Annotated in this window: 26 protein-coding genes; 13 read left to right on the forward strand and 13 right to left on the reverse strand. The window is 70.0% G+C overall.

Annotated features, from left to right (window positions below; translation table 11 throughout):
- Positions 1-96 precede the first annotated feature (96 nt).
- Complete coding sequence (locus LCL61_RS33495) at positions 97-1,413, forward strand: type VII secretion protein EccE (RefSeq protein WP_340683450.1); 1,317 nt, start codon at positions 97-99, stop codon at positions 1,411-1,413.
- On the opposite strand, the gene LCL61_RS33500 is transcribed toward LCL61_RS33495, so the two are convergent.
- On the reverse strand, positions 1,406-1,882 hold the full coding sequence (locus LCL61_RS33500) for a TspO/MBR family protein (RefSeq protein ID WP_340683451.1): 477 nt from the start codon (positions 1,880-1,882) through the stop codon (positions 1,406-1,408). The genes LCL61_RS33495 and LCL61_RS33500 overlap by 8 nt on opposite strands.
- An 87-nt stretch (positions 1,883-1,969) precedes the next feature.
- Between LCL61_RS33500 and LCL61_RS33505 the strand changes: the two genes are divergently transcribed.
- Entirely contained in the window at positions 1,970-2,719 is a 750-nt protein-coding gene (locus LCL61_RS33505) for a nucleotidyltransferase domain-containing protein (protein ID WP_340683452.1), read from the forward strand.
- Positions 2,720-2,801: 82 nt separating this feature from the next.
- Entirely contained in the window at positions 2,802-2,927 is a 126-nt protein-coding gene (locus LCL61_RS33510; protein WP_007031507.1) for a hypothetical protein, read from the forward strand.
- 97 nt (positions 2,928-3,024) lie between these two features.
- On the opposite strand, the gene LCL61_RS33515 is transcribed toward LCL61_RS33510, so the two are convergent.
- Positions 3,025-3,213 carry a hypothetical protein gene (locus tag LCL61_RS33515; protein WP_340683453.1) on the reverse strand — a complete coding sequence of 63 codons (189 nt, stop codon included), beginning with the start codon at positions 3,211-3,213 and terminating at the stop codon, positions 3,025-3,027.
- Between the two features lie 63 nt (positions 3,214-3,276).
- Entirely contained in the window at positions 3,277-3,891 is a 615-nt protein-coding gene (locus LCL61_RS33520) for an HSP18 transcriptional regulator (protein ID WP_340683454.1), read from the reverse strand.
- A 105-nt stretch (positions 3,892-3,996) separates the two neighbouring features.
- Between LCL61_RS33520 and LCL61_RS33525 the strand changes: the two genes are divergently transcribed.
- The 3 genes from LCL61_RS33525 (at position 3,997) to LCL61_RS33535 (ending at position 5,686) form a co-directional block, all read left to right on the forward strand.
- A complete protein-coding gene (locus tag LCL61_RS33525) occupies positions 3,997-4,437 on the forward strand; it encodes an Hsp20/alpha crystallin family protein (RefSeq protein ID WP_340683455.1) in 441 nt (146 codons plus the stop codon).
- Positions 4,438-4,514: 77 nt separating this feature from the next.
- Complete coding sequence (locus LCL61_RS33530; protein WP_340688739.1) at positions 4,515-4,895, forward strand: DUF6292 family protein; 381 nt, start codon at positions 4,515-4,517, stop codon at positions 4,893-4,895.
- A 53-nt stretch (positions 4,896-4,948) separates the two neighbouring features.
- Positions 4,949-5,686: a decarboxylase gene (locus tag LCL61_RS33535; protein WP_340683456.1), complete on the forward strand. Its 738-nt coding sequence runs from the start codon at positions 4,949-4,951 to the stop codon at positions 5,684-5,686.
- Here LCL61_RS33535 and LCL61_RS33540 read toward each other — a convergent pair.
- Complete coding sequence (locus LCL61_RS33540; RefSeq protein ID WP_425342076.1) at positions 5,676-6,500, reverse strand: SigB/SigF/SigG family RNA polymerase sigma factor; 825 nt, start codon at positions 6,498-6,500, stop codon at positions 5,676-5,678. The genes LCL61_RS33535 and LCL61_RS33540 overlap by 11 nt on opposite strands.
- Before the next feature lie 195 nt (positions 6,501-6,695).
- Between LCL61_RS33540 and LCL61_RS33545 the strand changes: the two genes are divergently transcribed.
- Together LCL61_RS33545 and LCL61_RS33550 are read left to right on the forward strand one after the other, a co-directional pair.
- Positions 6,696-7,028, forward strand: coding sequence for a plasmid stabilization protein (locus LCL61_RS33545; protein ID WP_340683458.1), 333 nt, complete (start codon positions 6,696-6,698; stop codon positions 7,026-7,028).
- Between the two features lie 11 nt (positions 7,029-7,039).
- Entirely contained in the window at positions 7,040-8,482 is a 1,443-nt protein-coding gene (locus tag LCL61_RS33550) for an ornithine decarboxylase (RefSeq protein WP_340683459.1), read from the forward strand.
- Here LCL61_RS33550 and LCL61_RS33555 read toward each other — a convergent pair.
- Together LCL61_RS33555 and LCL61_RS33560 are read right to left on the reverse strand one after the other, a co-directional pair.
- Positions 8,479-8,820, reverse strand: a complete 342-nt coding sequence (locus LCL61_RS33555) for an STAS domain-containing protein (RefSeq protein WP_340683460.1) — start codon at positions 8,818-8,820, stop codon at positions 8,479-8,481. The genes LCL61_RS33550 and LCL61_RS33555 overlap by 4 nt on opposite strands.
- 57 nt (positions 8,821-8,877) lie before the next feature.
- Positions 8,878-9,429: a hemerythrin domain-containing protein gene (locus LCL61_RS33560; protein ID WP_340683461.1), complete on the reverse strand. Its 552-nt coding sequence runs from the start codon at positions 9,427-9,429 to the stop codon at positions 8,878-8,880.
- Positions 9,430-9,518: 89 nt separating this feature from the next.
- On the opposite strand from LCL61_RS33560, the gene LCL61_RS33565 reads away from it, so the two are divergent.
- A complete protein-coding gene (locus LCL61_RS33565; protein WP_340683462.1) occupies positions 9,519-9,896 on the forward strand; it encodes a VOC family protein in 378 nt (125 codons plus the stop codon).
- Positions 9,897-9,980: 84 nt separating this feature from the next.
- Positions 9,981-10,763, forward strand: a complete 783-nt coding sequence (locus LCL61_RS33570; RefSeq protein WP_340683463.1) for a GAF and ANTAR domain-containing protein — start codon at positions 9,981-9,983, stop codon at positions 10,761-10,763.
- A gap of 63 nt (positions 10,764-10,826) precedes the next feature.
- Here the strand turns inward: LCL61_RS33570 and katG are convergent, their stop codons facing one another.
- Both katG and LCL61_RS33580 read right to left on the reverse strand, forming a co-directional pair.
- A complete protein-coding gene (katG, locus tag LCL61_RS33575; RefSeq protein WP_340683464.1) occupies positions 10,827-13,061 on the reverse strand; it encodes a catalase/peroxidase HPI in 2,235 nt (744 codons plus the stop codon).
- 24 nt (positions 13,062-13,085) lie between these two features.
- On the reverse strand, positions 13,086-13,511 hold the full coding sequence (locus tag LCL61_RS33580) for a Fur family transcriptional regulator (RefSeq protein WP_340683465.1): 426 nt from the start codon (positions 13,509-13,511) through the stop codon (positions 13,086-13,088).
- Positions 13,512-13,638: 127 nt separating this feature from the next.
- On the opposite strand from LCL61_RS33580, the gene LCL61_RS33585 reads away from it, so the two are divergent.
- A complete protein-coding gene (locus LCL61_RS33585) occupies positions 13,639-14,598 on the forward strand; it encodes a hypothetical protein (RefSeq protein ID WP_340683466.1) in 960 nt (319 codons plus the stop codon).
- Here the strand turns inward: LCL61_RS33585 and LCL61_RS33590 are convergent.
- From LCL61_RS33590 to LCL61_RS33605, 4 genes are read right to left on the reverse strand one after another with little or no spacing between them, the layout of a single operon-like run.
- On the reverse strand, positions 14,574-15,956 hold the full coding sequence (locus LCL61_RS33590) for an MATE family efflux transporter (protein ID WP_340683467.1): 1,383 nt from the start codon (positions 15,954-15,956) through the stop codon (positions 14,574-14,576). The genes LCL61_RS33585 and LCL61_RS33590 overlap by 25 nt on opposite strands.
- Complete coding sequence (locus tag LCL61_RS33595; RefSeq protein ID WP_340683468.1) at positions 15,953-17,005, reverse strand: cysteine synthase family protein; 1,053 nt, start codon at positions 17,003-17,005, stop codon at positions 15,953-15,955. Before LCL61_RS33595 ends, LCL61_RS33590 begins: the two co-directional genes overlap by 4 nt.
- Entirely contained in the window at positions 17,002-18,348 is a 1,347-nt protein-coding gene (locus LCL61_RS33600; protein WP_340683469.1) for a Y4yA family PLP-dependent enzyme, read from the reverse strand. The genes LCL61_RS33595 and LCL61_RS33600 overlap by 4 nt, the downstream gene beginning before the upstream one ends.
- Positions 18,339-19,322, reverse strand: a complete 984-nt coding sequence (locus LCL61_RS33605; RefSeq protein ID WP_340683470.1) for an ornithine cyclodeaminase — start codon at positions 19,320-19,322, stop codon at positions 18,339-18,341. The genes LCL61_RS33600 and LCL61_RS33605 overlap by 10 nt, the downstream gene beginning before the upstream one ends.
- Before the next feature lie 101 nt (positions 19,323-19,423).
- Here LCL61_RS33605 and LCL61_RS33610 point away from each other — a divergent pair, with 101 nt between their 5' ends.
- Positions 19,424-20,725, forward strand: a complete 1,302-nt coding sequence (locus tag LCL61_RS33610; protein WP_340683471.1) for an amidase family protein — start codon at positions 19,424-19,426, stop codon at positions 20,723-20,725.
- Positions 20,726-20,764: 39 nt separating this feature from the next.
- Here LCL61_RS33610 and LCL61_RS33615 read toward each other — a convergent pair whose 3' ends face one another.
- Positions 20,765-21,634, reverse strand: a complete 870-nt coding sequence (locus tag LCL61_RS33615) for a LysR family transcriptional regulator (RefSeq protein WP_340683472.1) — start codon at positions 21,632-21,634, stop codon at positions 20,765-20,767.
- A 92-nt stretch (positions 21,635-21,726) separates the two neighbouring features.
- On the opposite strand from LCL61_RS33615, the gene LCL61_RS33620 reads away from it, so the two are divergent.
- Entirely contained in the window at positions 21,727-22,260 is a 534-nt protein-coding gene (locus LCL61_RS33620; protein ID WP_340683473.1) for a cysteine dioxygenase family protein, read from the forward strand.
- Positions 22,261-22,309 lie beyond the last annotated feature (49 nt).

Below are 22,309 nucleotides of genomic sequence, written 5' to 3' on the forward strand. Positions count from 1 at the left end.
ATGAAACAGCCTGTCTCGCCACTCGCGGGCGCCGTGTCATCGAAACCTCATGTTGGCCGGGGCAACCTGAGGCGACACGGTTGAGGAGGCAGGACGATGACCGATCTCGGCGCGGCCAGGACGGGCGGGCGGTACCACGCGCCGCCCCCGCCGCTTCCCCAAGCCGCACCGGCCGCACCGCGGGCCGAGGCCATTCCCGATCCGCTCGCCTACGCCGCGCCGGCCGCGCGGGCCGCCGCCCGTGAGGCCGCGCTGGCCGCGCTCACCGCCGCTCGCCAGGCGGAGCAGCGACCGCGAGGATTCGCGGCGGTACCCGTACCCGCCGCGGTGCCCGGTGCGCCACGGCCGAATCCACCGGCGCCCGTCGCGGTGCGGCGGTCCGGACGGTTCGGCGGGATCGGCGTGGCGCAGATCGTGTGCTGGCAACTCGTCCTCGTCGCGCTCGTCCTGGTGGCGGGGCGGCCATGGCCGCTGGCGGCCGCGGTGGTCACCGCCGCCGTCGTGGTCCTCGCGCTGACCACCGTGCGGATCCGCGGCCGCTGGCTCTACGCCTGGCTCGGTTCGGCGTCCGGCTATCTGACGCGGGACCGTGACCGGGATCTCCGGAACGCGGGAGAGGCGGGCCGGGCGCTGCTGCGCCTGCTGTCGCCGGAAGCGGCGGGGACGGCGGGCGAGATCGGCGACGAGACGGTGTTCATGGTCAGCCGTGCCGACGGGATCACCGCTGTGCTGCAACCGAAATCGGCCGTACGCGAACAGCCGATGCCGTCGCCGCTGACCTTGCTGCCGCCGGCCCGCGAACAGGCGTCGGACGTCGCCGCACAGGTCATCCACCACGTCGGCGCGGACCGTTCACGGCCACCACGGGGCTGGGTCGCGTTGCAGGCGCTGCGCACCGTCGACGTCCACCGCGACGCGGATGTGCGGCAGGCACTCGGGAACACGGTCCGGCGGGTGCGGCGGCAGCTCCGTCGCGGCGGACTGCCGGTGCGGGCGCTCGCCGAAAACGAGGTCCTCGGCGTACTCGCCTCGCTGGCGCACGTCACGGCGGGCCGGGCGCGCATCCGCGAGGACTGGCGGTTCTGGCACAGCGGCCCGATCTGCCAGGCGACCTTCCGCCTCGACGGCTGGGACACGCTTTCCCCGGTGCTCACGGCGGATCTCTCGCGCCGTCTGCTCGCCGCCGCCCCCGGTTCCGCGGTGACACTGGCCGTGACCGCCCGCCGGAGCGCCGCCGAGACCGAACCGCGCGTCAGTGCCTCGATCCGGATCGCCGCCGCAGGAACCCAGGCGGTGGAACACGCGGTGCGGGACCTGGAACTCGCCGCCCGCCGGGGCGGGCTCACCCTGGACCGGCTCGACGGCAGGCACGCCAAGGGAGTGGCCGCCACGCTGCCGCTCGGGGTCAGTTGAGCGCGACGATCGCGGCGGTGAGCGCGGTCGCGTACAGCGTCCAGGCGAGGTACGGCAGCAGCAACGCGGCCGAAACCCGGGAAGACCGGCGGAAGTACAGAGCGGTGACGACGATCGCGACGTCGAGCAGGACGATGTCGGCGAGGGCGAGGCCGTAGGCGCCGGCCGCGAAGAACAGCGGCGTCCACGCGGCGTTCAGGACCAGTTGTACCGCGTACCAGGTCAGTCCCCGGCGGTCGCCACCCGCTTTCCAGTACAGCCAGCCCGACACCGCGATGGCGAGGTACAGAACCGTCCACACCGGACCGAACAACCACGCGGGCGGCGCGAACGACGGCCGTTCGAGTCCACTGTAGACAGAGCGGGCGTCGGCCGCGGCGAGTCCGCCGACGAGTGCGACCACCGCGACCGCGGCCAGGAACGGGAGGAACGCCAGCGGTGCGCGGAGTCGTCCTGGGATCGCAGTCATCTTTCGAGCGTAAGGCCACGAACACGCTCTCGCGCGCTCAAAACCCGGTCGCGTCCGCGCGGGCACGACCCTAAGCTCGTCCGCGCGATGAACGACGACACTTTCCTTGCCCACGTGACCGGCACGCTGGCCGCGCTTCCCTCGGTGCACGCCGTCACCCTCGGCGGGTCCCGCGCGCAGGACACGCACGGCCCCGGCAGCGACTGGGATTTCGCCGTCTACTACCGCGGCGGCTTCGATCCGGCCGACCTCCGGGCCGTCGGCTGGGACGGCGAGGTCTCCGACCTCGGCGCGTGGGGCGGCGGCGTGTTCAACGGCGGCGCCTGGCTCACGATCGACGGCAGGCACGTCGACGTCCACTACCGCGACCTCGGCTCCGTCGAGCACCATCTCGCCGAAGCACGGCAGGGCCGGTTCCATTGGGAGCCGTTGATGTTCCACCTCGCGGGCGTCCCGAGTTACCTGCCCGTCGCCGAACTCGCGGTCAACCGCGTGCTGCGCGGCGACCTGCCGCGGCCGGACTACCCGGAAGCGCTGCGGGAAACGGCCCCGGCGATGTGGCGAGGCCGCGCCGAACTGACCCTGCGTTACACCCGTGGCGCCTTCGTCCCGCGCGGGCAGGCCACGGAGGTCGCGGGCGCGCTGGCCACCGCCGCGATGGAGACGGCGCACGCGGTCCTCGCGGCTCGCGGAGAGTGGGTCACCAACGAGAAACGGCTGTTGCAGCGCGCGGGATTGCGCGAGATCGACACGGTCGTCGCGGGTTTGCGCGCGGACCCGGACGCCCTCGCCAAGGCGCTGGACGACGCGGAGACGCTGCTCCGGACGGCCACCTGAACCCTGTGGCGCGCGTCACGGAATGACCGGCGATCGTCAGCGCTACAGAGAGATAAGACCCGTTCCGTACCAAGGGAGTGACATGTCCGCCACCGCCACGCCGGAAGAAACCGCTCTGGCCGTCCCCGCTCTCGACGACTTCGACTTCCCGCTCACCGATGGTGCCGCCTGCCGCATCGACGACCCGGACTGCGAAGCCTGCCAGTAGGGTTGCGGCCGCGTGTCCGTGAAGGCCTCCTTGCCTACCTTCAGGGTAGGGAAGGAGGCCTTCACGGCGTTTCGGGACCGAGTCGGCCAGCCGGGCCTCAGTTCGCTCGCCCGTCAACGGCCGCCACGATGAGCTCGGCGCACCGCCTGACCGGCAGGCCTCGTTCCCGCGCCATCTCCTCGATGGCCGCCTGCGCGGCCTGCCCGTGCAGGCCTTCCGCGGCAAGCACTTTCAACGCCAACTCGACGACGTCGGCGGCTGGCTGGGAATCGGGTCGGACCAGCATCGAAGACCTCCGGCTCGCTCGGCGAACGGCACCGGGTACCCACCCGGCGCCGTGTTCACACCCTCACCGCGAAGAGTTGCGATCCCTCCTGTCGTCGACGGCGGACCGCCGGACCTGCTCGGTGTGCATGCCGATCTCGCCGAGCCGTTCGGCGAACCCGGTGTGCTCGCGGGGCAGATGGGCGCGAAGGTCGGCCAGCGGCGCCAGAAGACCGGTGACGTCGTCCTCGCCGAGCACCGCGCTCAGCCTCTCGGCGCTTTCCTTGGCCTTGGCGTTCAATCCGTCCAGCGCGCCCGCCTGACCGGCCAGCTGCCGCAGGATCGCCGAGTTGCGCCGCGCCCACTCGGCCACCGCGCGATCACCCGCCCGCCGGTCTCGTTCCGCGTCGACCCGCGCCTCCCCCGTGCTCTCCCCGCCGTCGGACGGCCGCAACCGCAGGAACCGCCGCTCCGCCGCCTGACGGCTCGCGACCCCCAGCGCGGGGGCGAGCGCCGTCCAGCTGGTGCCGCCCGCGCGAGCGGCAGCGATCAGCTCCGGCTCCCAAGCCGCCAGTTGCTCACGAACCGTCTTCAACGCGACCAGCGCCGCCAGGAGCCTCTCCGGTTCCGAAACTCCGGAGCGGGCCTCGGCCACCACGTCGCGCACGGTGCGCACGGTCTGGGCGGGGTCTTCGTCCATGGGTGTCATCCAATCGACGACTTGATGGTTGTCATCGTTTCGATGACATGCTAGAACAGTAGTGCGTGTTGACACCAGTGACAACGACCCAGGAGGTGGAACCCGATGTTGATGCGCACCGACCCGTTCCGCGAGCTGGACAGGCTGACCCAGCACATGTTCGGCGCCGCGAATCCGGGCACCTGGTCCAAACCGGCCACCATGCCGATGGACGCGTACCGCGAAGGCGACGAGTTCGTCGTCTGCTTCGATCTTCCCGGTGTCACCGCCGAGGCGATCGAGCTGGACGTCGAACGCAACGTCCTGACCGTCAAGGCCGAGCGGCGGCCGTTCGCGGGGAAAGACGTCCAGATGCAGGTTTCCGAACGTCCGCTCGGTGTCTTCTCCCGCCAACTGTTCCTCGGCGAAGCGCTCGACACCGACAACATCGCGGCCGGCTACGAAGCGGGCGTGCTGACCCTGCGCATCCCGATCGCCGAGAAGGCCAAGCCGCGGCGCATCGAAATCACCGGTTCCACGTCGGACCGCAAGGAGATCCAGGCCTGAGTGTCCCGTCCGGTGCGGGCCCCGGGCCCCGCACCGGACGAGGCCGGGGAAAGAAAGGGAAGTCCTCGTTGCTCACCATGCCTGTCCGCCACCCGCACACCCGCGACGCCGTGTGGGGGTATCTCGCCGAAGTCACCGAGGTTCTCGGCGTCGGCCTCGAATCCTGCACCGTCGACCACGACAGCCCGGTCTCGGCGTACGTCGCGCTCGACGAGCGGCTCCCCACCCATCCTGAGCGCGACGTCGCGCTGCTGTGGGACGAGATCCACGGCTGGGCCGTGGCGATCGAGACCCACTCCGGCGAGGATCTCATCGTCCTCCGTTACCTGGGCGGGAAGACCGCCACCCCGCGTCCCTCCCAGGTCGCGCGCTTCCTCAGGGCCGTCCGCGAGGACGACCACAGCGTCGGGCAGCTCACCCCGCCGGATTTCGGCGTCCTGTTTGCCGCGCACGAGTGACCGCGGCTCGCGTCGGGTACCTCCGAAGGGCTTCGACCCGGAAGGAGTGAGCCGTGACCAGGATCGGCCTGCTGTACCCGACGCGGGACTGCGGTGAGGACGATTTCCTCGCCCTGGCGGGAAAACTGAGTCCCGACCTCACCGTGGACTTCGCCTATGTCCCGTGGGGCGACAACGTCGGCCAGGTCGATGACCTCGACGCGGCCGGAAAACACGAAGCCGTGCGCGAACTCGGCGCGCCGGGCCGGCTCGTGTCCGCCGCGCGGTTCGGCACGGCGCCGGACGTCGTCAGCTGGGCCTGCTCAAGTTGCAGCTTCACGCGCGGCCTCGACGGCGCGCTCGAACAGTCGCGCGTGCTCGGCGAACGGCTCGGTGTCCCGGCGCGCAGCACTTCGCTGGCGTACCTCACCGCGCTCGCCCACTTGGGCACCGGGCGCGTGGCGCTCGCCTCGGTCTATCACCGCGACACGACCGCGACTTTCGCCGGTTTCCTCGCGGAGGCGGGTGTCTCCACCGTTCATTCGGTCTCCGCCGACGCGCCTTCGGACCGGGCGCTCGCGGCCTGGGACGGCCGCCGCATCACCGAACTCGCCGCGTCGGCCGACCACGACGAGGCCGAAGCGCTGCTGATCCCCGAAACAGCCCTGCACACGACGCCGTTGCTCGAAGACCTCGAAACCGGCCTCGGCAAACCCGTGCTGACGGCCACCGCGGTGACCCTCTGGGATTCCCTGCGCGCGCTGGGCACCCCGCCGATCCGGCAGGGCCTCGGCGAGTTGTTCAGCCGCTGAGCCTGCCGCGCAGATCCTGCAGGATCTTCGTGAGCAGGCGGGAAACGTGCATCTGGGAGATCCCGACGCGTTCGGCGATCTGCGATTGGGTCATCCCGTCGAAGAACCGCATGGTCACGATCGCCCGCTCCCGCTCCGGCAGCCGTTGGAGCAGCGGGACCACGGTGTGCCGGTCCTCGATGTGCTCGAAGCGGGAATCCAGTTCTCCCACCACGTCGGACAGCGGAAGCGAACCCTCGCCGTCGTTGACCGGCCGGTCCAGGGACGACGTCTGGTAGCTGTTCGCGGCGAGCAGGCCTTCGCGGACGGTGTCGACGTCCACGTCGAGATGGGCGGCGAGTTCGGTGGGAGTCGGCGCGCGGCCGAGGGTCTGGGTGAGTTCCGTGGTCGCCCGCGAAAGCCGGGTGCGCAGTTCCTGCATCCCGCGCGGAACGTGGACCGCCCAGCCGGTGTCACGGAAGAAACGCCGCACCTCGCCCATCACCGTCGGCACCGCGTACGCCAGGAAATCCCCGCCCTGTCCCGGATCGAACCGGTCCACGGCCTTCATCAGGCCGATCCGCGCCACCTGGATCAGGTCTTCCCGCGGCTGCCCTCGTCCGCTGAACCGGACGGCGATGTGCTCGGCGACCGGCAGCAGTTCGAGGATCAGGCGTTCCCGCAGGCACTCCCGTTCCGGGTGACCGGCGGGTAAAGCGGCCATCTCGTCGAACCAGGGACGGCAATGGGAGTAATCGTCCCTGCGCCGTGAACGGCGGTCACGAGGAGCCGGGACCGCCTCTTCCCGCAGGACGACGTGATCGATGTCTTCCATGAGCGACGTAGCGTTCACCAAAGTCACCTTCGTCCTTTGTGGACCGACATGAATCCGCTCCCCTCGTCACCGTTTTGATACCCGGCGGGCGGGGACGGTAAACATCGGCCCGGCGCACCTCTGCCCTGGACGGGTGATCTTTCGATTGACCGCTGAGCCGAACGGGTATCCGCAGGTCACGACGAAGGAGGAGCCGTGCCTGAACAGAGCTGGAGCGACAAACGCGAACGTCAGTACGAGCACATCAAGTCCTCTCAGAAGAAGCGTGGCGCGAGCACCGGCCGCGCCAAGGAGATCGCCGCACGCACGGTGAACAAGAACCGCGCGCAATCCGGTGAATCCAAGACCGCGAGCAAGAGTTCGACCAGGGACACCTCGCCGCAGAAACGCGGCGGCCAACGGTCCGGCAACCGCAAGGGGCCCGGCGGGCCGACCAAGGACCAGCTCTACAACGAAGCGAAGAAGCGCAACATCAAAGGCCGGTCCACCATGACCAAGAAGGACCTGCAGAACGCCCTCGGCCGCTGATCGGAGGCAGGATGGACCACTCGCGCGCACCGGTGCTGGAAGCCATCGAGGCCTACCGCCGCGCGGGCGGGCTCGCCTTCACCCCACCGGGTCACAAACAAGGCCGCGGCGCGGATCCGCGCGTACTGGAGCTGCTCGGCCGGGACGCTTTCGCGTCGGACCTGCTCACCCTCAACGGTTTGGACGACCGCAGGATGTCGCGTGGCATCCTCAGCCAGGCACAGGACCTGATGGCCGACGCCGTGGACGCGGAGCACACCTTCTTCTCCACCTGCGGAAGTTCACTCTCGGTCAAGAGCGCCATGCTCGCCGTCGCCGGACCGGGTGAACGTCTCCTGGTGTCCCGCAACGCCCACAAATCGGTCGTCGCCGGCCTGGTGATCAGCGGTGTGCACCCGGTCTGGGTCCGCCCCCGATACGACGAGGAGCACCATCTCGCGCATCCTCCCGGCCCGGAAGAGGTCGAGGCCGCGCTGGCGGACGCGCCCGGCGTCAAAGGCATGCTGCTGATCACCCCGACCGACTACGGCACCTGCGCCGACATCCGCGGTGTCGCCCGCGTCTGCCATGCCGCGGACAAGCCGCTGATCGTCGACGAGGCGTGGGGTGCCCACTACCCGTTCCACGACGACCTGCCGACCTGGGCGATGGACGGCGAAGCCGACCTCTGCGTCACGAGCACGCACAAGATGGGCGGCGGGCTCGAACAGGCGTCGGTGTTTCACCTGCGAGGCGACCGGGTCTCCCCCGACGTGCTCAAGGCCAGGGAGGACCTGCTCGGCACCACGAGCACTTCCGCGCTGTTGTTCGCCTCTCTCGACGGCTGGCGCAGGCAGATGGTCGAACACGGCGAAGAGCTGCTGGGCAACGCGCTGTCGCTGGCCTCCCGCGTACGAGCGGAGATCGAAGACATCCCCGGGCTGCACGCGCTGGCCGGGGAATTCCACCCGCTCGCCTTCGAACACGACCCGCTCAAGATCGTGGTCGACGTCGCCGGCCTCGGCATCACCGGCTACCAGGCGGCCGACCATCTCGCCGAACGCCATCTGCACACCGGGCTGTCCGACCACCGGCGGATCGCGGTGCAGATCACCCACGCCGACGACGAGGAAACCGTGTCCGCCCTGATGAACGGCCTGCGCGGGCTGGCAGGACACGATTTCGAGCGGCGACCGGCGGTCGACCTGCCCTCCGCCGCGGAACTGACCCTGGAAATGCGGATGTCGCCCCGCGACGCGTTCTTCGCCGACGCCGAGCACGTGCCGCTCGACAAGGCCGAGGGGCGCGTCAGCGCGGAGATGGTCAGCCCCTACCCGCCGGGTGTCCCGGCGATCGCTCCCGGTGAAGTGTTCACCGACGCGATCATCGATTATCTCCACACCGGCGTCCGCGCCGGCATGTTCGTCTACGACGCCGCGGATCCCGAGCTGGGCACGGTGCGTGTCGTCGCTTAGTCGCTCATCTTCAGCGTCGGCAGCAGGCCGGTGAGCTCGATGGCCCGCCGCAGTACCTTGGACGGCGCGAAACTCAGGTCGATCCCGGCCTCCGCGCAGCGACGATTCAGCTGCACCAGCACGGAAAGACCCGAGGAATCGCAGAAGCCGACTCCGGTCATGTCGATCACCGCGGCGCCGGGGCCGTCGGCCAGCAGTTCGAAGAGCTCGGCCCGGAGCCGAGTACTGGTCGAAATATCGATGTCACCCGCCACTTCGACGGTGATCGCTTCTTCCGAACGGGCCGTCTCGACCACGACGAGAGGAGCGGCCTGCCCGGCTTCGGTATCGATCGCCATCCATCGAAGGTAGAAGGGTGTGGTCAGGACCGCAACCGTCGCGGCAGGACAGTCCGCTCAGGACGACTTGGCCACCTCGCGCGCGATCTCGTCCTTGTCCATCTTCGAGGCACCCGTCACACCCGCGTTGCGCGCCTGGGTCAGCAGTTCTCGTTTGGTGGCCTCACCGGGACGGTCGCCGAGATGCGACGCCCGGCTGTCCACGAAGGCCTTCCCCAGTTCGCGGCGCCGTTCTTCGCCCAGTTCGCGCCGCATTTTCGGCAGTACGGTGGATTCCTCTTCCTCCACGTGATGCGTGACCGCCTCGACGAGGTCGGAGAGCACCTTGTCGAACTCCGCCGATTCGGGTTCGGTGCCGTTCAGCCTCACGAGCAGTTGCTCGGCCTCGGCGTGCTCCTTTTGACCGTGCGCGACGTCTTCGGCCTCGTCCGCCTCGCCCTTGGCGGCCGGGTACACCTCGGCCTCCTCGGCTCGGCTGTGCGCGGTGAGCAACGACGAGAGCACGGGGACGAGCAACGGCCGTTTCTCCGGATGCCGCTCGAGTTCGCCGAACAACCGCTCCACTTCACGGTGGTCCTGCATGATCAAGTCCACGACGTCTCCGGCCACGGCCGCCTCCTCAGTGCGCGATCAACCCGACGCCACCGGATACCCACTCCCCGCGGATTCATGCGCCGAATCGGGGCTATCCTCGCCGTATGGCCTGCCGTATCACCGAACTCATCCTCGACTGCGCCGACCCGGTCCGGATGGCGGCCTTCTGGTGCGAAGTGCTCGGCTACGTCGAAATCGGCAAGGACGGCGACGACATCGAGATCGGGCCGCCCGGCGTCGGCTTCGGCGGACCTCAGCCCACGTTGATCCTGAGCCGCAGCGACGATCCGAAGCCGGGCAAGCTCCCGCTGCACCTCGACGTGAACCCCACCGACCGCGATCAGGACGCGGAACTGGAGCGGTTGCTCGCCGCCGGGGCACGGCCCGCCGACGTCGGCCAGACGGGGGAAGAGTCGTGGCATGTGCTCGCCGACCCCGAAGGAAACGTGTTCTGTCTTCTCCGCGCACGGGTCGATCCCTGAGGCACTGTCCACATCGGACTCGATTGGCGGATGACGCCGCGGGGTACCCGGTGGAGAACACCGAACACGACTGGATGGTCAGCGATGGCGGACGAACGACTGTGGCAGCGCGACAAGGCCGGATTCGGCTCAGGCGAGACCATGTCGGCGGGCCCGCTGGCCGAGCAGTTCGTCGAGCTCACACGCCTGCTGCTGGCCGCCTCGACACCCGCCCAGGTCCTGCAGCAGGTCGTCGCCGCCGCGTACCGGGTCGTCCCGGGCGCGGACCTGGTGTCGGTCACCCTGCGGGCCCCGGACGGGGGCTTCCACACCCCCGTCTCGACCGGCGAAGTGGCGCTGGAGCTCGACCAGGTGCAGTACCGGGCGGGCACGGGGCCGTGCGTCGACGCCGCCGACAGCGAAAGTCCCGGGTACATCCGCAGTGAGGACCTGAAGGCGGAGAAGAGGTGGCCGGACTTCTCCCGGGCCGCCGTGCGGCACGGTTTCACCGCGATCCTGTCCACCGTGCTGGTGCCCGACGCGGCTCCACCGAGGCTGCCCGGCGCGCTGAACATCTACAGCCGCCGCCCCGGGGCGCTCGATTCGCGGGCACAGGACACCGCGTTGCTGCTGGCGACCCACGGCTCGCTCGCGCTGGCGACCACCAACGCGGTGAGCCGGACGGAGCTGGAAGGGAGCCATCTCCGGCGGGCGGTCGAATCGCGCGACGTCATCGGGCAGGCGAAGGGGATCCTCATGCAACGACGCGGCCTGACCGCCGACGAGGCCTTCGACCTGCTGCGCCGCACCTCCCAGGACCTCAACGTCAAACTCGCCGAACTCGCCCGCACCCTGGCGACCCGGCACACGGAGCTCGACATCCCGTGAAGCGCGTGAAGGCCCCCTTCCCTCGGCTGAGCCGAGGGAACGGGGCCTTCACACGCAATGGCCTCAGGCGAGGTCGAACCGGTCCAGTTCCATGACCTTGGTCCAGGCCTTGGCGAAGTCCGCGGCGAACCGCTCCCGCGCGGCCTGCCCCGCGTAGACCTCGGAGAGCGCCCTCAGCTGGGAGTTCGAGCCGAAGACGAGGTCGACCGCGGTGGCCGTCCACTTCACCGCGTCCGTGGTGACGTCGCGGATCTCGTACACGTTCTCCTCGGATTCCGACACCTTCCACTTCGTACCCGGCGAGAGGAGGTTGGTGAAGAAGTCGTTGGTGAGCACGCCCGGCCGGTCGGTGAAGACACCGTGGCGGGTGTCACCGGCGGTGATCCCGAGCGAACGCAGGCCTCCGACGAGGACGGTCATCTCCGGCGCGGTCAGGTCGAGCATGTACGCGCGCTCGACGAGCAGGACCTCCGGCTGCAGCTTCTCCTCGGGACGCAGGTAGTTGCGGAACCCGTCGGCGCGCGGTTCGAGGAGCGCGAACGACTCGACGTCGGTGTCCTCCTGCGTGGCGTCGGTGCGGCCGGGGTGGAAAGCCACGCTCACCTCGGTGCCGGCGTCACGCGCGGCCTTCTCGACGGCGGCGGAGCCCGCCAGCACGATCAGGTCGGCCAGCGAGATCTTGGCGCCACCGGCGTCGTTGAACTCGCGCTGGATGCCTTCCAGCGTCTCCAGGACGGTCCTGAGCTGCTCCGGCTGGTTGACTTCCCAGTCACGCTGGGGTTCCAGGCGGATCCGCGCGCCGTTGGCACCACCGCGTTTGTCGGTGGAGCGGAAGCTCGCCGCGGACGCCCACGCGGTGCCGACGAGCTGGCCGACCGTGAGCCCCGACTCGAGCACCTTCGTCTTGAGGGCGGCGATGTCGGCGTCCCCCACGAGCTCGTGGTCGACGTCCGGCACCGGGTCCTGCCACAGCTGCGGCTCGGGGACCCACGGCCCCAGGAAGCGGCTGACCGGGCCCATGTCGCGGTGCAGCAGCTTGTACCAGGCCTTGGCGAAGGCGAGGGCGAACTCGTCCGGGTTTTCCAGGAAGCGGCGCGAGATCTTCTCGTACGCCGGGTCGACGCGCAGTGCCAGATCCGTCGTGAGCATGGTCGGCTTGTGCTTCTTGGCCGGGTCGTGCGCGTCCGGGATGATCGCCTCGGAGTCCTTGGCGACGTACTGCTTCGCGCCGCCGGGGCTCGTGGTGAGCTCCCACTCGTAGCCGAAGAGGATCTCGAAGAACCGGTTGCTCCACTGCGTCGGCTTGTCGGTCCACGTCACTTCGAGACCACTGGTGATCGTGTCGGCGCCCTTGCCGCTGCCGTGGGTGCTCAGCCAGCCGAGGCCCTGCGTCTCGATCGGGGCGGCTTCGGGCTCCGGGCCGACGTGGTCGTCGGCGATACCCGCGCCGTGGGTCTTGCCGAAGGTGTGGCCACCGGCGATGAGCGCGACGGTCTCCTCGTCGTTCATCGCCATCCTGGCGAAGGTCTCCCGGATGAAATGCGCCGCCGCGGCCGGGTCTGCGTTACCGCGCGGCCCCTCCGGGTTGACGTAGATGAGGCCCATCTCGGTCGCGCCGACGTCGGGCACCATCTCGGTGTCAGTGGCGTAGCGCTCGTCACCCAGCCAGGTGTCCTCCGGACCCCAGAAGATCTCCTCGGGCTCCCAGGTGTCCACCCGGCCGAAGCCGAAGCCGAACGTCTTGAACCCCATCGATTCCAGTGCGACGTTCCCCGCGAGCACGAGCAGGTCGGCCCACGAGATCTGCTGGCCGTACTTCTCCTTGACCGGCCACAGCAGCCGCCGCGCCTTGTCGAGGTTGGCGTTGTCGGGCCAGCTGTTGAGCGGGGCGAACCGCTGCGCGCCGTCACCGGCGCCGCCGCGGCCGTCGTGGATGCGGTAGGTGCCCGCGGCGTGCCAGCTCATCCGGATCATCAGGCCGCCGTAGTGGCCGAAGTCGGCGGGCCACCAGTCCTGCGAGGTGGTGAGCACCTCGACGATGTCCCGTTTGAGGGCCTCGACGTCGAGTTTGGCGAATTCCTCGGCGTAGCTGAAGTCCTCGCCGAGCGGGTTGGCCTTGGGCGAGTGGGCGTGCAGCACCGACAGATCGAGCTGGTTGGGCCACCAGTCCTTGTTGGTACGCGGGCGGCCACCCGTTTTCGGTGTCGGCGAGTCGATCGCCGGGTTCTCGCTCTCGCTACCGTGCGCGGTCACGGAGTCGTGGGCCACGGGGCAGCCCTTCTCCGGGGTGTCACTCATTTCTTTCCTTCCGGGCAGGCGAATTCATCGCTGGACGGGGTCGGCCGCGCAGCCGGGGCACAGGCCCCAGTAGACGACCTCCGCCTCGTCGATCACGAACCCGTGATCGTCCGAGGCGGTGAGACAGGGGGCATGGCCGACGGCGCAGTCGACGTCCGCGATCGCACCGCAGGAACGGCAGACGACATGGTGATGGTTGTCCCCCACCCGGGCCTCGTAGCGGGCGAGCGCGCCGGCGGGCTGGATACGCCGGATCAGACCGGTTTCGGTGAGCGCCCGCAACACGTCGTAGACCGCCTGGTGGGAGACCGTGGGAAGGTCGGCCCGCACCAGCGCTATCACCGTTTCGGTGTCGACGTGCGGATGATCGCGCAGCGCCGCGAGCACGGCCAGCCGGGGCCGAGTCACGCGCAGCGAAACCGCTCGCAGCTGTGCCTCGAAGTCGGACATCACCATGGACGATAAGAGCGTCTCTGGAACCGGTCAAATCAAGACCCCCGAGGAGTGACGGCCGGTTTCGGACCGGGCGACTCCGGGTAGCCGGTGAACCGGGCCATGACTTGCGTGAGGTGAGTCCATGACAACGACCGGAAGAGGCGGACCGCCGGATCGCATCGGCACCACCGACGTCGAAAGTCTCGAAAACGCCGTCGACGTCCTGCGCGCGCTGGACTACCGGCAGGGCGGCGCCTTTTCCCACGACGCGGTGCACGTCGTGAAATCGGTCAGCCTGCTGCTCAATTGGGGGACGGTCCCCGGCACGCTCCGGTCGCGGCTGCTGACCGTGCTCGCCGATCTGCACAATCTGCTCGGCTGGACGGAATTCGACATCGGCCGCCGGATTCCGGCGCGGCTCCGGTTCGACCGCGCGCTCGGTCTCGCCGCCGCGGCGGGCAACGACAATCTCATGGCCAACATCTGTTACCGCCTCGGCAGGCTGGCGCTGCACCATGACGACGTCGAGGGCGGGTTGGACCATCTCCGCCAAGGCCAGGCCGCCGCCCATCGCTCCGGTTCCCTGCGAGCACAGGCGATCCTGACGATCAACGAGGCGTGGGCACTGGCCAAGGCAGGCGACGAGCGCGCCGCCCTCGCGAGCTTGACGCGGGCGGAGTGTCAGTTCGAGAGCGCGGACACCTGGGCGGCGGCACGACCCTGGGAAGCCTTCTTCGGCACCACGGACATGGCCGCGATGCACGGGACCGTCCTGACCGAATTGGCCAGGACGGCCACCTCGCGGCACAGCGAAGAGGCGATCGCGCGGTTACACGACGCCGTCGGTGGCTACGGCAAGGAAATGTCCCGCAGTCTCGCGCTCACCTTGATCATGCTCGCGCAGAACCACGCGCTCCAGGGCGATTTCGACGAAGCCGTCCGCACCGGCACCGAGGCGCTGGACCTCGCGCGCGGCCTCGGTTCCACCCGCACCAAGGACCGGCTCGCGCCGCTGGCCGCCCTCCTGCGCCGGCACACCGATCCAGCGTCCCGCGACCTGCTCGCCCGGATCGACGGCTATCGCGCCGAACCGAGCCCTTGACCGGCGAAACGCCGTCCGAGCAGGACCGCGGTCGCCGCGAAGCCGAGACACAGACCGGCCCAGACACCCCAGCCGCCCCAAGCGAACACGTAGGCGCACAAGAACATCGCCGGCACACCCACCGCCCAGTACCCCACGAGAGTGCAGCGGAGGCCGGAAACGGTGTCACCGAGCCCGCGCAGCAAGCCGACCAGGATGTTCTGCGTTCCCTTGCTGTACTGCTGCGCGATGGCGAACACCAGCAGGGCCGACGCCGTGCCGACCACCACCGTGTCGGCCTCGTCGTGCAGGAACGGCCACAACAGCACCTCCGGCACCACCAGGTACGCCAGGCTCACCACCGCCATGAGTGACCAGGAAAGGGTGAGCGCCTGGCGGGCGATCACCGGCGCCCGCCCGCGATCGCCGTGGGCGACCGCGCGACTGACCAAAATGGACGATCCCTGCGACAGGCCGATGTTGGCCTGGTAGACGATGTACGCGAGCTGGTTCGCGACGTTCGACGCGGCGAGCATCGCCGGGCCGAAGGCGCCCATCAGCATGGTCGCGATCGAGGTGATCGCGGCTTCCGACCCGTAGGTGAAACAGATCGGGGTCCCGTGCCGGACGATGCGCCGGACCACCGCCGGATCCGCGCGCCAGAGCGCGAGCGAAACCATGGGACGCAGCAGGGGATCCCGCCGGACGGCCGAGGCGAACACGGCGAGCGTGAAGAACTGGACCAGCGTGGTCGCCAGGCCGATCCCGGCGACGCCCAGCTCGGGCAGGCCCGCCCAGCCGTAGACGAACGCCGCGTTGAGGAAGGCGTTGACCGCGATCGACACCAAGGTCACGGCGAGGAGGGAACCCGGGCGCCGCAGCCCGACGGCGAACTGGCGCATCACGTTCAGCCACACCATGGGGAACAGCCCGCCCGCCAGCGCGAACATCATCGCCCTGGCGAGCGACACGATCTCCGGTTTCTGCCCGAGCAACGGCAAGGCGGCCGCCAGTCCACAAAGGACGGCCGCGCCCGCCGTCGCGGTCAGGGTGGCGACGAGCAGCGCGGACCGCAGGAGCGACCGGATCTCGTCCCGCGCCCGCTCGTCGAGTTCACCGGTGCCGGTGCGGAGTTCCCCCGCCCCGGCCGCCGTGGCCACGAGATTCCCGACGCCGGTGACCATGCCGACGCACATGGTGCGGATCTGGTTGTAGAGCAGGATCGCCAGCCCGCCCGCCGCCACCGCGGTCACGCCGAGCAGCCCGAGCATGGCCAGGTCGACGCTGGTGAGCGCCACCTGCGCCAGCTGGATTCCCGCGATGGGCGCGGCCAGCGCGACGAGCGCGCGGTATCCGCGGGCCGCCACCGCCGTGCTCATACGCCCACCGCCATCGGACGAGTCGTCCGGTCGCGGGTGGCCGCTCGCACGGACGCGGCGTAGGTGGCGAACCACCGCTCCATCCGGCGATGGGCCAGTTCGTCGAGCACTCCCCTGGCACGCAGCCATTCGTCGTCGTAGACCGAGTCGAGGTACTTCTCCCCCGCGTCGTTGCACAGCACCACGACGACGCTCCCGGCCGGATACGCGTAGAGCCGCCGGAGCGCGACGTGGATCGCGCCGCCGGTGGTCCCGCCGACCAGGACGCCCGTGCGCCGGGCGACGACGCGAGCCCCGGCGAAGGCGTCACTGTCGGACACTCGATGGGCTTCGTCGATCACCGACCGGTCGACGTTGTCCCCGACCGGGAAGCCGGCCGGACTGCCCGCCCCGGTCTGGTGGTAGATCCCCGGCGCACCACCGAAGATGATCGAGCCGACTGGTTCGACCGCGACCGCGCGGGTGTCCGTTCCCGCCGCGCGCAGGAAGCGCGCCGTCCCGCACAGGGAGCCGCCGGTGCCGATCGCCGCGACGAGCACGTCGACGTCGCCGAGCTGCCCGAGCAGTTCCCGCGCCAGACCGGCGTACCCGTTGCCGTTGCCGGGATGGTTGTGCTGATCCGGATGGTAGGCGCCGGTTTCCGCGGCGATCCGGGCCGCGACCCGCCGCCGCTGGACAGAACTGACCCCGCCGTCCGGCGGGCCGTCGACGAACACCAGTTCCGCGCCGAGCGCGCGCAGCATCCGGAGCTTCTCCCGGGCGGCGTGGTGGTCGACCACGGCCGTGAACCGGTAGCCGCGTTCCAGCGCCACCAGCGCGAGCCCGTTGCCGGTGTTGCCGGAGGTGGGTTCGACGATATGCCCGCCCGGCCGCAGCCGTCCTTCGAGTTCCGCCTCGTCGATCATCTGCCTGGCCATGCGCACCTTGCACGAGCCGGTCGGGTTGAGGTGGTCGAGTTTGAGCAGGAGACGCGTCCCGGTGCCGGTGCGCGCGAGCTCCAGCAGCGGCGTGTTCCCGATCAGCTCGGACGCGCGCCGGACGATCGTCATCGGATCTCCTGGATCGGGTAGTCGGTGTCGGCGTGCCAGCGGTCGCCGTCGACCACCACCTTCGGGGGCAGGGGAAGCTGATGGAAGCCGCTCTCGTTCTTGTCCATCTGGTAGCCGGCCGTGTTGGGGTACACGAGCAGATCGCCGGTCCTCGGCCGCGCGGGCAGCTCGACCGCGCGCCAGGTCAGCACGTCGTACTCCATGCAGCTCGAACCGGCGACGACGGTGCGCACCGGCGTGCCGTCGACTGCTTCCCGGCTCACGAGGAGCGGGTCGGGCAGGAATTCGCTGCCCTTCCACTGTTCGGACAGGCTCATGGACAGGCCCGCGACCGTGGTGATCAGGTGGTCTTCGGCGGTTTTGCAGCCCAGCACCGGGAACACCGAGAACCCGGCGCCGTCGACGAGCGCCCGGCCCGGTTCGAGCAGCAGCTCGATCCCGGCCGCGCGCAGGCGCTCCGCGAGCGGTTTCCCGGCGATCTCGTGCCGCAGGATCGCGGTCACCATGGCCGCCCCGGCGGGCGCCTGGTGGTACGGGTAGGTCCGGGCCGGGTTGCGGCCGGCGTGGAACCAGCCGTCGTGCCTGCCGGACTCGAACCGCGCCCAGTCACCGGCGTCCACATAGGACACGGCGATCCCGCCGCCGATACTGATCTTCGACGCGGGCTGCCCGAGCGCGCGGGCGTCGTGGCACAGATCGATCAGGTACGCGGCCAGTTCCGCCCGCGGCTCGGGCGCGTAGCCGTCGAGATGGAACGAGAAACCGCGCAGGACGACCGATTCGGCGCACCGCCGCACAGCCGCTTTCAAGGCGTCGGGCGCGAAGCCGAACCTGCTCTCCGGCGCGGACGGCGGCCTCACCCGCAGCAGCACCTGGGCCGTCTCCCCGAGTTCGGTGGCCATGCGCGCGACGCGTTCCAGTTCGTCGGCCGCGTCCACCGCGATGAGACAGCGATGCCGCAGGGCGAGCCAGAGGAGGCCGTCCGGTTTGGCGGCGCCGGTGATCCCGATCGCCTCGCCGCGCAGGCCGTTGCCGAGGGCGTGCACCAGTTCGGGCACGCTCGCGACGTCGACGCCCGTGCCGGGCCGGGTGCATTCCCGCAGCCACGCCGCCGCCTTGTTGGCCTTCTTCCCGTAGTAGACGGTGCCTTCGACGCGCTCGGCCGCGAGTGCCGCGACCATTCCCCCGAGGTTCTCGGCGAAAGTGGCCGGATGGACCACATGGAACGGCCCGCCGCCGACAGCGCGGGCGATCTCCCACAGGGTGTCGGAGTCACGCAAACGCGGCGCCCACGGGCGTTCGAGCGCGGGCAGGGGCGGGGAAAGGGTGTCGATCAGGTCCACAGGGCCACCTCGCGGCCACGGCCCGCCGCGATGGCGCGGGCGGCCAGCGCGTGCGCCACCGGGATGTCGGTGATGATCATGCCGCTGCTGAAGGCGAACACCCGGTCGTCGTCGCCGCGACGGCCGGGCGCGCGACCGGCGAGGATCTCCGGCAGTTCGGCGTCGATCCGGAACACGCCGTCCGGGCCCGCCATCCGCTGCCCGGTCACCTCGACCTGCGCGCCGCTGGTGGCCACGGTGTAGTCGGCCTCGGCGAGCGTGCCCTCCTGGACTCCCTTGCTGGCGACCGAGATCAGCAGCCCGCCCGGCGGCAGCCAGCCGAGCCGGATCTTCGGGTGGGCCGCGCGGCCCGACGCCGCGACCACGATGTCGGACTCGCGCGCCGCGGCCTCCACGTCGTCGACGAGGTCGACCTCGCGGTCCGGGAACCGCTCCTTCACCGCGGCGACGCTGTCGCGCAGGCCGTCGGGATGCGTGCCGAACAACCGGAGCCGCTCCAGTTCCGGCAGCGCGGTGAGCAGGTACGGCAGCGTCCGGATCCCCTGTGCGCCGGTGCCGACCATGAGCGCGGATCGCGCGCCGGGCCGGGCGCAGGAACGCGCGATCAGCGCGGTGCTGGCGGGCGTGCGGGTGGCGCCGACGCGGTGGCAGTCCATGAGCGCGAACGGCAGACCGGTGGTGTCGTCGTAGAGGGTGATCGTCGTGTAGTACTTCTCGGCCGACGTGCTGCCTTGGCGGTAGCTCGTCTTGAACGCGGCCTGCTCGAGGGATCCGTCGTAGCCGAGCATCGAGTACGCGACGGCGTCCCGCGCGGGATCCGGCATCGGCACCATCAGCTTCGCCGGGTTCCGCGAGGCTCCGGACGCGTACGCCAGGTAGCCGTCTTCGACCATGGTGATCGCCTCGTCCGGGGTGAGTTCGAGGTTGCGCAGATCCGAGCGCGTGAGAATGTGCAGCGAGGGACCAGAGCTCATGAACGATCGACCTTTCTTGTGGGAAGGTGGCGCGCCGCAGCTTAATGAAAACGATTGTCTTTTTCAGTGACTGTGGTCCTTGTCACGCTAAGCTGGCGACCGTGACTGGACCTTGGAGCGCTTCGAAAAGCCGCTCGCGCGCGGAAGAAGTCCGGCACCTCAACGCGATCAGCCATCTCGCGGCGGACGACGGCACACCGGAGACGAGTGGCCCGCTCACCGGTATCCCGTTGGTGGTCAAGGACAACATCCACGTCGCGGGGATGCCGAACACCGCGGGCACCCCGGCGCTGGCGGACCACGTTCCGCTCGAGCACGCGGAGGTGGTCCGGCGCCTGGTCGACGCGGGCGCCGTCGTCATCGGCAAGGCGGCCATGCACGAACTCGCGTTCGGCATCACCTGCGACACGACCCCGCTGGGCCCGGTGCGCAACGCCCGCGACCCGTCCCGGTTCGCCGGGGGAAGCAGCGGCGGGACCGCGGTCGCCGTCGCGGCGGGCATCGTTCCGGCTGGGCTGGCCACCGACACCGGGGGTTCGGTGCGTGTTCCCGCCGCGCTCAACGGGGTTTGCGGTTTCCGGCCGACCTCGGGCCGCTATCCGTCCGGCGGCATGACCCCGTTGAGCACCACCCGGGACACGGCCGGGCCGATCGCCCGCACGGTCGCCGATCTCGCCCTTCTCGACGCGGTGCTCGCGGGAGAAGAGCCGGAACCCTTGATCGAGAGTTCAGCGCTCCGGCTGGGTGTGCCGCACGGCTTCCTGACCGGTGACCTCGCCGAGGAGGTCGAAGAACTCTGGGCCGCCGCGCTCGCCCGGTTGCGTTCGGCAGGAGTCGTCCTCGTGCCGATCGACGACACACCCCTCGCCGAACTCGTCGCCGACCAGGGAATGCCGCTGGTGATCCATGAAGCGGGCGTCGCACTCCGGTCCTACCTCGCCGAATACGTGCCCGCGGTCTCCTTCGAACGGCTCGTCGCCGAAGTCGCCGCGGCCGACGTCCGGGCGATCTTCGCCGAGGCGATCGTGCCGGGCGTCGAGCCGGCCGTCTACGAGGCGGCGCTCGCCACCCGCTCGGCCTTGCGTGACGCCTACGCGAAGATCTTCACCGACAGCGGGATCGACGCGCTGGCCTTCCCCACCACCCCCGCGACAGCCCGGGATTTCGCGGCCGTCGAGAAGTTCGCCCATCGCGGGCGCGCGGTCCCGACCTTCCCGACCTTCATCCGCAACTGCCAGCCCGGCAGCATCGCGGGCTTCCCGGGACTGACCGTCCCGATGGGGCGCGACCGCGACGGCCTGCCCGCCGGGCTGGCCCTCGACGGCGCCGTCGGCGATGACCGGAACCTGCTGGCGGCCGGAGCTTTCGTCGAACGGATCCTCGTGAGTGGTAAGGACGGTTAGAGCCGTCCTTACCACTCACGACCGAGGGGCGAAGTCATCTCACCGGGCCCGGATGCTGGCCCGGAGTGCGTCGATGAGCGCGACCGCGGCGGGCGGGTCGGGTGGGTCGCCGTAGGTGACGGCGTAGATCTGACGGGGATCCTCGGCCAGTTCGGTGGCGTGGACGCCCGGCATCCGGTGGGCGCGGAGGGCGAGCCGCGGCAGCGTGGTCACGCCCATCCGGGCCGCGACCAGCGCCTGCATGACGACGATGTCGTCGCTCACCATCGAGATCCGCGGAGCGAACCCGGCCCGCCCGCAGATCGTGACGAGTTCGTCCTGGCATCGGGCGCAGCCGCCGATCCAGGTCGATTCGCGGTGATCGGCGATGGTCTGCCCCGGTTCGCTGGTGAGCAGGTAGACCGGATCCTCCAGCAGATGCACCAGCCGGAGTCCCCGCTCCTCACGCGGAGTGTCGGCGTACCGGAAGATCAGGGCGACGTCGATCCGCCCTTCCCGCAGCATGCGCAGCGCTTCACCCGGATGTTCGTCGACCAGTCCCAATTCGAGTCCGGGATGGTCGCGGGCCAGCGCGGCGGCCGCATCGGGGACGACGGTGCTCAGGATCGACTGGAACCCCGCCAGCCGGACCCGCCCGGCGCGCAAGCCCACCTGCGCGGCCAGCTCGGCCTCGGCGCCTTCGACCCGGCCGACGATCTCGGCCGCGCGGGCGGCGAGCAGTTCCCCTTCGGGTGTGAGCCGGATGCCGCGTCCGATCCGCTGGACCAGCTTCGCGCCCGTCGCGGCCTCCAACCTCGCGAGCTGGTGGCTCACCGCGGGCTGCGTGTAATGCAGTTCCTTCGCCGCCGCGGTCATCGAACCGTGCCTGGCGACCGCCGCCAGCACCGTGAGCTGCACCAGGTTCAGCATGGATAAAGAATACCTATACGAAGGGAAGAACTTCATCATTGGACGCCGGGCGGACAACGGAACACGATGAGAAGCGACGAGAAGGAGAACAAATGACCGTCGCATCCGAAACCGCCGCCAGACCCGGCCTCGCCGAGCTGATAAAACGTCTTCGCCAATGCACCGGAAGAACGTCGGAACCCCTGGCCACCGCGCAGGCCGTGGCGGCCGTTCTCACCGAACTCCGGCCGACTTCGCGGCTGCTCACCGCGGCGGAACGAGCCGGGTCCCCCGAGGGGTACACCCGCACCACCCTGCACACCGAGTCCGCCTTCTCGATCGTCGCGCTGGTCTGGCGGCCCGGCCAGCTCACCGAGATCCACGATCACCTGGTGTGGTGCACATTCCTTGTCCTCCAAGGAACCGAGACCGAGAACATCTTCGACATCGACGGCGACCGGCTCGTCCGGACGGCGCAGCGGCAACGGCCCGCCGGGTCGGTCAGCGGCGTCGCGCCACCCGACGACATCCACCAGGTGCACAACGAAGGCGACACCGTCGCCATCACCTTGCACGTCTACGGCGCCGACCTCGCCAAGGGGACCAGTGTGCGCCGCAATTACCGGATGCGCGCCGATTCGCAGTAAAAGGCGTAAGCGTTTGGGTCCATTTCGCCTATTGCCTCCGGCACCGGCA

Origin of the sequence: Amycolatopsis coloradensis, from assembly GCF_037997115.1 — a bacterium.
In the GTDB taxonomy this organism is placed as follows: domain Bacteria; phylum Actinomycetota; class Actinomycetes; order Mycobacteriales; family Pseudonocardiaceae; genus Amycolatopsis; species Amycolatopsis coloradensis_A.

What these genes read in the sequence shown, in the direction of transcription:
- LCL61_RS33495 (WP_340683450.1), top strand. Translation starts at nt 97, where the DNA reads ATGACCGATCTCGGCGCGGCCAGGACGGGCGGGCGGTACCACGCGCCG.
- LCL61_RS33500 (WP_340683451.1), bottom strand. Translation starts at nt 1,882, where the DNA reads ATGACTGCGATCCCAGGACGACTCCGCGCACCGCTGGCGTTCCTCCCG.
- LCL61_RS33505 (WP_340683452.1), top strand. Translation starts at nt 1,970, where the DNA reads ATGAACGACGACACTTTCCTTGCCCACGTGACCGGCACGCTGGCCGCG.
- LCL61_RS33510 (WP_007031507.1), top strand. Translation starts at nt 2,802, where the DNA reads ATGTCCGCCACCGCCACGCCGGAAGAAACCGCTCTGGCCGTCCCCGCT.
- LCL61_RS33515 (WP_340683453.1), bottom strand. Translation starts at nt 3,213, where the DNA reads ATGCTGGTCCGACCCGATTCCCAGCCAGCCGCCGACGTCGTCGAGTTG.
- LCL61_RS33520 (WP_340683454.1), bottom strand. Translation starts at nt 3,891, where the DNA reads ATGGACGAAGACCCCGCCCAGACCGTGCGCACCGTGCGCGACGTGGTG.
- LCL61_RS33525 (WP_340683455.1), top strand. Translation starts at nt 3,997, where the DNA reads ATGTTGATGCGCACCGACCCGTTCCGCGAGCTGGACAGGCTGACCCAG.
- LCL61_RS33530 (WP_340688739.1), top strand. Translation starts at nt 4,515, where the DNA reads ATGCCTGTCCGCCACCCGCACACCCGCGACGCCGTGTGGGGGTATCTC.
- LCL61_RS33540 (WP_425342076.1), bottom strand. Translation starts at nt 6,500, where the DNA reads ATGGAAGACATCGATCACGTCGTCCTGCGGGAAGAGGCGGTCCCGGCT.
- LCL61_RS33550 (WP_340683459.1), top strand. Translation starts at nt 7,040, where the DNA reads ATGGACCACTCGCGCGCACCGGTGCTGGAAGCCATCGAGGCCTACCGC.
- LCL61_RS33555 (WP_340683460.1), bottom strand. Translation starts at nt 8,820, where the DNA reads ATGGCGATCGATACCGAAGCCGGGCAGGCCGCTCCTCTCGTCGTGGTC.
- LCL61_RS33565 (WP_340683462.1), top strand. Translation starts at nt 9,519, where the DNA reads ATGGCCTGCCGTATCACCGAACTCATCCTCGACTGCGCCGACCCGGTC.
- LCL61_RS33570 (WP_340683463.1), top strand. Translation starts at nt 9,981, where the DNA reads ATGGCGGACGAACGACTGTGGCAGCGCGACAAGGCCGGATTCGGCTCA.
- katG (WP_340683464.1), bottom strand. Translation starts at nt 13,061, where the DNA reads ATGAGTGACACCCCGGAGAAGGGCTGCCCCGTGGCCCACGACTCCGTG.
- LCL61_RS33580 (WP_340683465.1), bottom strand. Translation starts at nt 13,511, where the DNA reads ATGTCCGACTTCGAGGCACAGCTGCGAGCGGTTTCGCTGCGCGTGACT.
- LCL61_RS33585 (WP_340683466.1), top strand. Translation starts at nt 13,639, where the DNA reads ATGACAACGACCGGAAGAGGCGGACCGCCGGATCGCATCGGCACCACC.
- LCL61_RS33590 (WP_340683467.1), bottom strand. Translation starts at nt 15,956, where the DNA reads ATGAGCACGGCGGTGGCGGCCCGCGGATACCGCGCGCTCGTCGCGCTG.
- LCL61_RS33595 (WP_340683468.1), bottom strand. Translation starts at nt 17,005, where the DNA reads ATGACGATCGTCCGGCGCGCGTCCGAGCTGATCGGGAACACGCCGCTG.
- LCL61_RS33605 (WP_340683470.1), bottom strand. Translation starts at nt 19,322, where the DNA reads ATGAGCTCTGGTCCCTCGCTGCACATTCTCACGCGCTCGGATCTGCGC.
- LCL61_RS33615 (WP_340683472.1), bottom strand. Translation starts at nt 21,634, where the DNA reads ATGCTGAACCTGGTGCAGCTCACGGTGCTGGCGGCGGTCGCCAGGCAC.
- LCL61_RS33620 (WP_340683473.1), top strand. Translation starts at nt 21,727, where the DNA reads ATGACCGTCGCATCCGAAACCGCCGCCAGACCCGGCCTCGCCGAGCTG.